The following is an 11,662-nucleotide window of genomic DNA, read 5'->3' on the forward strand; positions in this document are numbered from 1 at the left end:
CAAATCCTAAAACATACTGTGCCGCCAGTATAAGGCGGCACAGATTTTTTTCTTACGCTCTAATGAACGAGGGCAACCCCCGTTTGGACACATGAGTGAGCAGGTATATTTATAACGCTTCCCACTCGTTCTGTCCAAAAATCCCCGAGACTAAAAACGCATATAAAACCTGCTTTTTATTTATACGATTGATCAGGTTACAGGTTGCTAGACTTTACGAAGGTGCACACACAACACATAACAACAGGACAAGGCTGTTTTCAGCCCGACAAGCATGGAACCAAGCAGCAAATCAACCTCATCGATACTCTATGATGCACTGGAATACCAGCCTCTTGAAGACGACCCCTCACCAGAGTCCCCATCACCAGAGGGGGCACACAAGCACAGAAACGTTGATACCATTGATCTAAGTCAGGTATTCAAACAAATCCCCAGCCAGAAAGATGATGGAACCCATGGTTCTTTTACCCCTCTGCGGAAGAAGCAGGTTGATGTCCAGACACCTCAGCCCGGACGATTGCAACAGGCAATGGGCTGGATTTTAGGCAAGCCTTCTGAACATGCCTCAGCAACAGGAAAACCAGCCCGTCAGGACATCGATAAGCCACATAAGGAAGGCATACAGTCCCACTGGATCGTTGAAGGCATCAAGAATTATCTGGTTCGCCCTGTCGCAGATTTTCTGGTTAAGCCGCTGGCTGAACGAATCGTAAAGCCGGTAGCCAATCAGGTCATTGTCAAACCGTTCAAAAAAATTATTTTGCCTCAGGCTCAGAAGCAATTTGCCAATCTGGTCAGACACCAGTTACTGGATAAATGGGCCGGTGTCTCATTTGATATGAACGATGAGATGTGGCAGAAAATATTCACTGATTTGCTGCTGACCACATTTAAGGATCTTGATCCGAAAAAAGTCGGAGTCTACCAGAACGTTAATATTCCCAAACTGACTATCCAGACCCAGAACGGGCCACTGGTTGTATCCAATCTGTCGTTGTCGGTCTGCCTCAAACCGCCCGCCAGTGAAAGCACAGACATTGCAGATCAGCAACGTCAGACGACTATCAGCATCCACCGGGTACGCTGCGAGGTTGACATTCCTGTGGAGTATCAGGAGGAACCTGTTTCCCTCAAGCTGTCCACCAACCGTGGCAAGGTTCACATTGGTACCGATATCGGTAAATTTCTCAATCTGACATCCGCTTACACCTGGATGAGAGAAGGCAAGAACAGCCCAAACCTGCCCCGTGACCAGACCGCTGTTCAGATTTCAGTGAAAGAACTAAAGGTGGAATACAGCAATACCAATACAGCTTATGACGTTGACGGAAATTATATTGACCCGACCGCTAAACATCCTGTACTGACGGAGTTTGGCAAAGGGACGGCGACATTCAAAGACCTTGACCTCCGCAGAAAAGTTAACCTGATCCATCAGGATGCAGAGCAATCAGCGGTCACCACACTGGGCGGTATGGCCGTTGATTTTGACAGTGATCAGGCACGACCGGCTGTGGTTGCCCTGAACAAAATAGAACTGTCTGATATGGACGATGATCATAATGGCTCTCTGGGCTGTGAACTCACGCTTCAACCAAAACACCTCAGGCAATCATCTTCCATTCTTATGCGTCTGGTAGGCGTATTACTGGGCGGTACGACTAAAATTTCCCTTCATGCTCCAGTACGCGGCGGGGATATTGCCCTCAAAAACCTTAAACACACAAAGAAACAACTGGAACAGTTACCCGAAAGCAAAAGACAGGGTAAAGGTTATATCGATATTGAAAGCAGTAACCCGATCATTAAATTGATACTCGGCCCGCTTTTGCGTTCAAGGTTCACAAAAATTGTCAAAACATCAGCCGGAACCGCCATTCAAGTGGGCGCCCAGATGGAGGTTCAACTACCAGGTTTAATTCCCGCCAGTGGGCAAAAAGACGATGATGGCAGTTTTGTTATGACCGAGCTGTTTGACCAGATTGGCGGCGACTTACTCAAGGGCTGGTCTTTAATTAACTCAAGACTACTGATCTGCCCGAAACGACTGGAGAAAATGTGTGTCGAAGCCAGTCGGGAAAAAGTAACAGACTCCTCCCGACCCAGAAAGTCAAGCGCACTGATGAGATACCGCAAAGAGCTGAAGCGTCGCCAACACCATAACGAAGCACTCAGAGCCAGTCTTGCTATCACCACGCCCAGTTATCGAAAATTAATACAGAGCTGCGAAGATCCGGCTGAACGAGCTGAATACTATAAGATCGCCCATGAACTGGCAGAGGTAGACCCGCCAAAATCGATCGCGATATTTGCGGCACTGTTGCAAAGAAAACATTATGCCGAAGAGCCCAAAACCGCTGACCCGGGCTGGTTAACCCAAATAGCTCTGGATATTGACCGCGAAGAACCTGATAGCATTGAACTGATCATTGATACATTGTCATTCGCTTACAAAACCGACCCTTTTGCCGGCTCAGATGCCCTCTGCCATCTACTGCGTCTGGTTAAAGACGGCCGATGCCCTGCCAGCGTTGTCACTGAACTGGTTCATCAGAATATCAGAATTGGTCGATTTGATGACTCTCCCAAAGCACTGGCGCAGACTGTCACTGCCATTGAGCAGGTCGTTGGTAAACAGATTCGCGGGCTTCTGAAGAATTACCCCACCAGCGCCCTGGTCAAACTGTCAGATAACGATGCTGAAGCTGCAACACTGGTCGATCAAACCAGCAACCTGATGCAACGGTATAACCTGCCCGTTCCGGCGGCTAAATTGCATCTGGAAATGAATGAAGAGTACGCTGCTGAACGCATTCTCGAAGCCGCCATCCAGAACAATGATCCACAGGCTCTCAGAGCCCGGATACGCTGGGAAGTCGCGGATGGGATGATTGGCCAGCCAAGGTATGAAGACGCAGCCAAACTGTTGCTGGAAACGCTTTCACAGCCGGAACTGCCAGAAGACATGATGAAAGCCGGGCAAGAGGCTCTTCAGGAACTCTGGGAGACCGCCCATGACAACCCAGACGTTGCGGCAGCATTTTGCTGGCCATTTTTCACGAAAGATGACCACCCCTACAACCAGTTCGTTCAACAACTATTTTCGATACCTCGCGACCTGACACTTGAGCCTTATGACTTCGTCAACCGAATACATGAAATTCGTCCATTGTTGGCAGACGCCATCAAGTCAGATGACATTTCATACAGTCAGCAAAAAATTCTAAGACATTTCGATAAGCTGCTTAACAACCTTCAAGCGCAATATGACAAAGCCCGACTGTCGGGCCATTTAAAACAGCAGTTTTACAGAATGATTGAGGCTGGTGAGAACCCTCCGGCACTGGCCGGAGCCACAATCAGAATCAATATGAACAGGGATAAGAACCCGACCGAAGACGTCTTTAGTCCGGAGGCTGAAATCAGCACACCGACAGAAGACCCGTCAACATTACCACCGAAAGCAGGGATGCTGTATGAACAGGCTTGGGCAAAACAAAGGCGCCACGTCCAAACTACTGACAACCGCCGTAAGGGCTGAAGACGAAACACCGCTACCCGATAAAGGCCGGCTCCCTAGCGGGCAGGAAGTCATGCCTGCAGAAGTCTCAGCACCTCTCTCAAAAGCAGCTGCTAAGGCAGAGTTTCTGGACGGAATGCCAGACCTTGAACAACGTCGTATTGATAAGCGGGAGCAGGAAATCAACCGACTGAGGGTTGCTGTCGAAACGCCAGACAGTGCACTGTTATCACCACAAATTACACCAACGACAAAAAACCATGAGGCTCAGGCTGAGCCAGAGTCTGATGCAGACAATTCTAATCATGTTGAGAGTGCCCCGGAGGCCAAACTGGAGCCTGTCGCCTATCAATCTAAAAAAACCGTTTTATCAAAACTGATCCGTAATATTGCCAAAAAAGCCATCGCCTCTACGGATCTGCTAGGCGACAGCAAAGACATTGAAGAAAGCAAAAAACGTAAAAAGGCCGCCAAAAAGAATTATGAAAAAGCGCGCGAACTTTGTGTAGCAACAGAGGATCGTATTGAAACACTTAACAAAAAAATTAAAAAACTTGAAGCTAAATTAAAAGAGTCGAAACTTTTTACCTCATCCAGAACCAGAAAACTTCAGGAAAAAAGGCAGGAGCTGGCAGAAAAAAATAAGTCATTGCCAACACTACGCGAACAGACCGCCCTCTGTTTTGGCCAGTTTAACGCAGCCGTTCAGTCCTATGACACTCTCGCTGGCAACGGCAAAAAGCTGATTGATTCTCTGTCCAGATTTCTGGCTTCTGTCAGAAGCTTTTATGCCGCCACTCACTCCAAACAGGAAAAAACCAAAGATGTGCGCATGGACATTCCTGTAGATCATCTGGTGCTTAATACACCTGACGGACAGGTTCAGCTCAATAATGCCAGACTCAGTATCGCCGGTATCGATTTTGTCAAAGGCCCCGGCGGCAAGATGTGTCCTGTTTTCAAAATCGCCCAGCTGGAAGCCACCACCGCTGTTGACATGCCGGATGGCGAGGTCATTAATGCCAGGATCTCCGCAAAAGGCTTAAAAGCAGGACTGTCAGGCAGCGTTGGACAGATGTTGTTTAATTACATCACCGCTTCTAACCCGCTCTCCGCAGGCTATGGCTTGTTGACAGAGATCGGAAATGTCACTCAGGTACCGGATTTTGTGTCCCTGAGTGCACAGGATATTAGTATTGAATTACCAGAATTCACCACGGGAACCGCTGCCTCCATTATCAAAAACATTCAGGCATCCCCCGAACCCGGGATTGATGCTTTATTTAAAAAACTCAACTTCCGGCTGTCAGCCAAAGTGGATAATGTTTCCGTCAGCACCCGCGGTAACCTGAAAGCAGGCGGCACATTTTCTGGCATTGAAGTCGATTATCGTCCTGAAATCCCTACTGCACAGGCAACATCGAAAAAAGGCACCACTCCCGGACAGTTATGCGTTCAATGCAGTAAGGCAGAAGTCGGAATGAGCAACGCGCTGGCTGCAATCAACGAACTTCAGCAAGTACTGACCCCATCCAGTCCTTTTGGTCAGTGGCAGAACATTGCCCTGCCCTTGAATCAGCCTCCGCCTTACGCCGATGGTCCGCCTCCACCTTATTCTAAAACCGAACCGGACAGTCCCGAGTTTCCCGGCTTGAATCCCGACACCGAACGCCCGGCTCAAACAAAGACCATAAAAGCCGGTGACCTGATGTCATTGACGGGAAGAACAGGTTTCTCGGCCAGCGACATAACACTGACCATGAAACGGGCCGTAGAAGGCGTTGGCACTCAAAATGTACGCCTGTCAGGCAATGACCATATTGATGCCAGCATAGACAAGCTGACTGTGATGAATCAGGGTGATATGGCAGCAACTCTCATCGCTTCAGACATCAACAGTCATGTCACCCTGAGTGATGGCACTCCCCTGACAACGACTAATGACCTGAACCTTAAACCCGCTGAACTGAACGCCGATATTGCCGCAGGGCACGTGAAAGTCAACATCAGTGCCCCCACCGGTAAAATGGTAGAAAGCGCTTTGGGTGACAGTACTTTTATCAAAGGACAGCTGGAACTTGAAGCTGTTGAGCCGTTCAGCGCGAGTTGTATCAAACGGGGTGACCAGCTCACCGTTAAAAGCACTGTGCCAGCACTCAGGGCTGATGTGACACAGCCCTTTTTGCTTTCCCGAAACGGCAATGGCGTGCACCTGCCCGAGGGGCATGTACAACTGAAAGGCAATGTCGAAGTTCTCAGCAATAAACAGGTGGCCACCATCAAGCCGAATCTGGCTCTGAACAGCGAGGACAACCTGGAACTACTGATCGACGGCCACAATATTCCACTGGAACTCAGCACAGCCATCTCGGTGGAAAAAGCATCCCCCCGGTTATTTGTTCGGGAAGACCCGCAAACCGCTGTAAAAACCATGACACCGGTTATTTCCAGGGGCGAACTGAATTTTGACCGTTTAAAGGCCGGTCCCATTAACATTGGTCAGATAACAGTGGCACTGGATGGGGAGAACTTCGGCTCACTCCATATCACAGAAGCCGATGTCAGCCTCAAGGCTGTGACCGACCTGATCTATCCACCCGTTCAGGAAAACAGTACCAGCGCCATTGAACTGCCAGCGCCCATGAAAAACCCGATTGTCAAATGGCTCATTAAACGCATTGCCCGACATCAACATCTTGTTTGTGATGCCCAACTGAAGATCATAGGAGGCGCGGTAGACTTAAAGCAGCTGGATAAAATCGATCTGAAGCTGGTACCAACATCGGAATCGCGCTTTAACCGCTTTATCAGCTGGGCGCTTAACAAAGTCGTACGCCGCTACACCAAACAATTGCTGCGCTTTTCACTGGCTGTTGAAGAACGAAAGTTTGATTCTTTAACTGACGGCTCTCAGGCAACCGCAACGGAACATTCGCTCTCCGCAGGATCTGAATCCAGTTCCAAAACAGACGTTACGGTTCAACGTGTACCTGTACTGAAACTACCAGCGCCCATTGGCATCGATGTTGCGCTGCCTCTGCCCGTTGATTGCTTCCGGACCGAAGACAAAACGATTTCCCTGTCTTCCCTGCTCAGGCAAAACACGGGAGCACTGGTGGTCGCCGAAGCCGATATTGAAGCCTTTGAATCCGCATTGAAAGAAGTCGATGCTGGCAACCCTGCCGCGGTTAACCGGCTAATGGAGTTCATTGAACAACATCATAATGACCCGGCCTATCAGGGATTCATTCACCTGATCGCCAGACAGTTCCCGATTCAGGCCATTGAACAAATGTTTCAGAAACAACCGGACATTAAACAGTCTCTGGCTCCAAAACTTCTGGAGTGTGCCGATAAGCTGCTGTCACACCCGGAACTTTGCATGGAAGCGGCTCACATCAGTCAACTGGCAGGACAGCCCCTTAATCTTGCCAGAATTAAACAGGTCATAGCGCAGGCAGATGACAACCCGCACATCAACCTGACCGGGCTGGCTATGCAGCTGGAGACAGCACTCAATAGGCCGGATCTGGCGAAATCCTGTTATGAAAAAGCCCTTGAGCGAAACCCTGAAGACCCTCTGGCCAATCGTTGTCTGGGGAAACTGTTACTGAATGAACAATGCCAGAGATTCAATTTCAATGATGTACACGCCGCTTATGAGCACCTGCTAACGGCATGGCGGGCTGGCGACCGAACCATAAGCCGGGAGCTGGAACAGCTTGAGCACTTTAACAGCCAGAATCTGGATGCCGCACACAATGCGATCATCGGCAGAGCAGCCAAGCTGAGGCTGGGTATGATCTGTCTGGAAGAAGAAAAGGATCATCACGACTTTACCATGGGTATGTCGCGTCTCGTAGAACTGGCGCGCCAGACCAATGATCCCCTGATACAGCAACAGGCCGTTAAACTGATTGAACACAGACGCTCCATTGGCGACCTGACCTTCCACACCGTCGACCCGAAGGTATTTCAGGAAACCCGGAAGCAACTCGATGCGGCTTATCAGCACCTCAGAAAGCTGAACATCAAAGCCCTGCAGCCGTTCGCCAAAGAACTGGGCATTAAGTGCCTGTACGGCAGTCACGGTGCAGTACAGAATCTTGATCTGGCTTATCAGTTATTGCTGGTTGCTGACAGTCAGGGTGACCACGAAGCGCATTTCCATCTCAGGCTGGTGCAATCCGCATTTAAGCCCAAAAAGCAAAGGTTTTATGACCAACTGAAAGCGGCTGCGGCTTCCGCCGCCTGAAACGGATATTCAGGAACGCCCGGATTTCAGATAGCTTTTAACCGTGTTAACAACGGCCTGTGTCTGGCTATCTATCTCGAGATTAACCCGGTCTCCAACCTGACACCGTCCAAAGGTAGTGAGCTTCAGGGTTTCCGGAATCAGGTGCACACAAAAACGGTTGTCTTTGACTTCCTCACCAATCGTCAAACTGCAACCGTTCAGGGCAATGTAGCCCTTGGGAAGAATATAATCGGACCAGCGGCCATCAAACCGGAAAAACACGGTGGTGTTGTCAGGCGTTTTAATGACCTCGTCAATCACTACCGTATCGTGAATGTGCCCGGACAGCAGATGCCCGCCTATTTCATCACCAAACCGGGCTGCACGCTCAATATTGACCGGAGTACCCTGTTCCAGGTCGCCCAGATTGGTAACGCGGAGTGTTTCCTGCATGGCGTCAAAGGTGACATCCGAGTCATTGAAAGCCGTTACGGTCAGACAGGTGCCGTTAATGGCAATGCTGGCACCGGTTTCCAGACCTTTCAGAAGCTCTGCCGGTAATGCCACAGAAAGCGTGGCAAACTGCTCCTTTGATTCAATACAGCTGACTGGAAACACACCCTTGACGATTCCGGTAAACATATAATTTCTCGTTACTGCCTGAAAAACAAGAAGATCATCTTAACACCCCTTTTCTTCAGCTTGCTACTGCCTGAACAGCCATAAGGCGCTCCAGAGCGGTTATGCTGTCAGGTGTATAATTTCTGTGAAAGCGATTGGACAGAATATGTTCCGGTTTTTCACGTATCACCGCCGCCACTTCTTCTTCCTGCAGTGTCAGCTCACCGTCATACTGACAGCTGTACACCTTCCCCCAGACCCGACAATCGTCACTGTGAAAATAAAAATGGCAATGCGCCGTCAGAGGGACACCGGAAATACCCAGCTCTTCTTCCAGTTCGCGGTAAGCGGCTTCATCATACTCTTCCCCTGCTGCCACAACACCTCCGGTGGCCGGATCAAAATAGCCGGGGAACAGGTCTTTGGTCATGGTGCGTTCCTGCACGTACAACCGACCCTGAGTATCAAACACAAAGACGTAGGTTGCTCTGTGACACAACTTTTCAGCTCGCATCTGCTGACGACTGACGACATCGGTAATATGATTATGTTCATCAACCACAACGACCTTTTCATCCGCAGGCTTTTCATCCGCAGGCTTTTCATCCACATTGGATAATTTGCTGAAGCTGGAGGGTTGACTGTTCTCGATACGACGGTCTGACATCGGACTGCATCCTCTGGGCAATTGTTATTATTGTTGTTCTGGTTTCCAGACTGAAAAACTCAATCATCATACACTGGCAACCCACATATTAGAGAGCAAAACGACATCAGGCAATAGCCGCCCGCTGTTGTTCTGTCAGTACAACAGGGCGTACCAGCTCAGTAAAATCTTCCCACTCCAGTACCAGCAGTTCTGAAGCATCACCACTGTTAAAGGCCAGTGTTTTACCTGCTTTCAATGTCTCCATGGCATAGACCGGTAACCCGTACAGATTTCCAAACGGCGGCACCGCACCCGGTTCACAGGCAGGAAAATGGTTGGCAAACTCGTCTTCCGTCGCCAGCTCTGCCGTGTGGCTGCCTGCCGCGTGACGCAACATGCTAAAATTGACCCGCTCCGTGGCTGGCAACACACACAGAGCCATTTTTCCATCCAGTTTAATCACCACCGTTTTAGCCACCTTGTGACCACTGATATGCGCCTGTTCAGCCACTTCCTGGGCAGAAAAAGCAGGCTTGTGTTGCTGAGTCCTGTAGGATACATGATGAGCCGCCAGGAACTCGGCTACTTTCTGAACCAGCATGATGGATACCTCACGGGCAATGGACATCGAAAAAGGAAAGCAATCAGGATAAGAGACGAATGATCAGGATGTCCGGAGTGGAAAAAATTCCGAGTAAAGCACGGGAACATAAAGCAGAGAAAGTAAACCCAAACACTCTGAATTTGTCAGAGGAATCACGATTCGTCAAGACTGATAAATTTTATACCAGACTCATATAATGAATCGGTAGTCGATACATTCCCGACCAATGACTTCAGAGGGCTCCATGACAGTCAATAAAACCTCTATCTACACCGTCACCACTACGGTTAACCCAGTGGGCACCATGCGTGTATTATCCAACCGGGAAGTACAAAAGCTGCAGGATACCAGCAAACGCGGCTTACACAGACTGTTCAGGCAATGTGCACTGGCCGTGCTGAACGGTGAACATGAAGGCGACAGCGCCGAAGAGCTGATGGCCATGTACAGGGATTTTGATATTCGCATCATTCAGGAACAGAGAGGTCTTAAGCTTAAACTCCTTAACGCACCGGCAGACGCATTTGTCGCGGGGAAACTGATTCGCGGTGTGCGTGAAAACCTGTTCTCGGTTTTGCGCGACATTCTTTACGTTTCGGCTCACATTACCGAAGACCCGCGCTTCGACGAACGCAGCACCTCCGATATCACCCATATGGTGTTTGAAATTCTGCGGAATGCCGACGCCTTTCTTACCAAACATCTGCCGAACACTGTCGTGTGCTGGGGAGGGCACTCCATCAGTCGGGAAGAATATGAATACACCAAACGGGTTGGCTATCAGCTTGGGTTGCGGTACATGAACATCTGCACCGGTTGCGGTCCCGGGGCCATGAAAGGCCCGATGAAAGGCGCTTATATTGGTCACGCCAAACAGCGGGTAACATCGAGCCGCTTCATTGGCCTGACAGAACCCGGTATCATTGCCGCCGAATCACCCAACCCCATCGTTAACGAACTGGTCATCCTGCCTGACATCGAAAAACGCCTGGAAGCTTTTGTACGACTGGGACACGGTATTATTGTCTTCCCCGGCGGGCCTGGTACCTGCGAGGAAATTCTCTATATTATTGGCATACTGCTGAATCCGGCCAACAAGGACATTCCATTTCCTCTTGTATTTACCGGCCCGGCATCGGCAAAGCCTTATTTTGATCACATCGACAGTTTTATCGCCAAAACGCTTGGCCCTGAAGCCCAGGCACTGTATCAGATCATTATCGACAATCCGGTTGAAGTCTCCCGAACCCTGCGTACAGGACTGGAACAGGTGACCCGGTTCCGACGCAAGCACGGTGATGCCTATTACTTCAACTGGCTACTGACCATTGATGAGCAGTTCCAGAAAACCTTTGAACCCAACCACAACAGCATGTCAGCCCTGGAACTCAGTCTGTCACTGTCCACCCATGAACTGGCTGCCAACCTGCGCAAAGCCATGTCCGGCATCGTCGCAGGCAACATCAAGGAAGAAGGCGTGGCTTCTATCCGTGAGCACGGCCCTTTCCAGCTCAGCGGTGACGAAACGTTAATGAAAGAGATGGATGCCCTGTTGCAATCGTTTGTTGATCAGTATCGAATGAAGCTTCCCGGCAGCCATTATGAGCCCTGCTATGAAATCGTCAGCAGCTGATCACTGAATGTAAGAAGCCGTCTGACAAACAACTGAAAGAGAGAGAACGGGCGAGTGACCGAACCAGCCACTTGCCCCTCGCCCATAGTTCGACAGTGCGGCTTCCACTTAACTTACACTGCACTATCCGATATACTGCCCGCGCCACCGGAGTCGATGGTCAGGTTTTCAGCCCGAAAAAACCATAAAGCAATCAACAATGCCCTGCCACCGACAACACTGGCTCAGCCGGTTGCCAGCCTCCATAAAAATACAAATAACAGGGCGACCGGTACAGGACTGAAGCACTCAGCCCTGTTTTATTTACAGCTGCACAAGGACCTGCAGTAACTGTGCAAAACATAATTTTCATCAGGAACATCTGCATCTGATCGCCATCGCGTCCTCACTCGACG

Annotated in this window: 7 protein-coding genes; 4 read left to right on the forward strand and 3 right to left on the reverse strand. The window is 49.8% G+C overall.

The annotated features are described in order from the left end of the window. Positions 1-274: 274 nt before the first annotated feature. Positions 275-3,544, forward strand: coding sequence for a hypothetical protein (locus EZMO1_RS13935; protein ID WP_034872793.1), 3,270 nt, complete (start codon positions 275-277; stop codon positions 3,542-3,544). After that, complete coding sequence (locus EZMO1_RS13940; RefSeq protein WP_034872791.1) at positions 3,480-7,778, forward strand: tetratricopeptide repeat protein; 4,299 nt, start codon at positions 3,480-3,482, stop codon at positions 7,776-7,778. Before EZMO1_RS13935 ends, EZMO1_RS13940 begins: the two co-directional genes overlap by 65 nt. Before the next feature lie 9 nt (positions 7,779-7,787). Here EZMO1_RS13940 and EZMO1_RS13945 read toward each other — a convergent pair whose 3' ends face one another. The 3 genes from EZMO1_RS13945 to EZMO1_RS13955 all read right to left on the reverse strand — a co-directional run bounded on the left by EZMO1_RS13945 (position 7,788) and on the right by EZMO1_RS13955 (position 9,658). Beyond that, positions 7,788-8,402, reverse strand: a complete 615-nt coding sequence (locus EZMO1_RS13945) for a riboflavin synthase (protein ID WP_034872790.1) — start codon at positions 8,400-8,402, stop codon at positions 7,788-7,790. Between the two features lie 55 nt (positions 8,403-8,457). After that, positions 8,458-9,048 (reverse strand): NUDIX hydrolase YfcD, encoded by a 591-nt coding sequence (yfcD, locus tag EZMO1_RS13950; protein ID WP_082211570.1) that lies wholly within the window; start codon positions 9,046-9,048, stop codon positions 8,458-8,460. A gap of 106 nt (positions 9,049-9,154) precedes the next feature. Next, entirely contained in the window at positions 9,155-9,658 is a 504-nt protein-coding gene (locus EZMO1_RS13955) for an aminoacyl-tRNA deacylase (protein WP_201772129.1), read from the reverse strand. A 220-nt stretch (positions 9,659-9,878) separates the two neighbouring features. Between EZMO1_RS13955 and ppnN the strand changes: the two genes are divergently transcribed. Together ppnN and EZMO1_RS26865 are read left to right on the forward strand one after the other, a co-directional pair. Continuing rightward, positions 9,879-11,267, forward strand: a complete 1,389-nt coding sequence (gene ppnN / locus EZMO1_RS13960; protein ID WP_034872789.1) for a nucleotide 5'-monophosphate nucleosidase PpnN — start codon at positions 9,879-9,881, stop codon at positions 11,265-11,267. A gap of 156 nt (positions 11,268-11,423) precedes the next feature. Further along, a complete protein-coding gene (locus tag EZMO1_RS26865) occupies positions 11,424-11,597 on the forward strand; it encodes a hypothetical protein (RefSeq protein ID WP_160174000.1) in 174 nt (57 codons plus the stop codon). The last annotated feature ends 65 nt before the right edge of the window (positions 11,598-11,662 follow it).

It is taken from the genome of Endozoicomonas montiporae CL-33, assembly GCF_001583435.1.
Classification (GTDB): domain Bacteria; phylum Pseudomonadota; class Gammaproteobacteria; order Pseudomonadales; family Endozoicomonadaceae; genus Endozoicomonas_A; species Endozoicomonas_A montiporae.

Bases quoted from the DNA above. Each gene is read 5' to 3' on its own strand.
- ppnN (WP_034872789.1), top strand. From the start codon at position 9,879: ATGACAGTCAATAAAACCTCTATCTACACCGTCACCACTACGGTTAAC.
- EZMO1_RS13940 (WP_034872791.1), top strand. From the start codon at position 3,480: ATGAACAGGCTTGGGCAAAACAAAGGCGCCACGTCCAAACTACTGACA.
- EZMO1_RS26865 (WP_160174000.1), top strand. From the start codon at position 11,424: ATGGTCAGGTTTTCAGCCCGAAAAAACCATAAAGCAATCAACAATGCC.
- EZMO1_RS13955 (WP_201772129.1), bottom strand. From the start codon at position 9,658: ATGTCCATTGCCCGTGAGGTATCCATCATGCTGGTTCAGAAAGTAGCC.
- EZMO1_RS13935 (WP_034872793.1), top strand. From the start codon at position 275: ATGGAACCAAGCAGCAAATCAACCTCATCGATACTCTATGATGCACTG.
- EZMO1_RS13945 (WP_034872790.1), bottom strand. From the start codon at position 8,402: ATGTTTACCGGAATCGTCAAGGGTGTGTTTCCAGTCAGCTGTATTGAA.
- yfcD (WP_082211570.1), bottom strand. From the start codon at position 9,048: ATGTCAGACCGTCGTATCGAGAACAGTCAACCCTCCAGCTTCAGCAAA.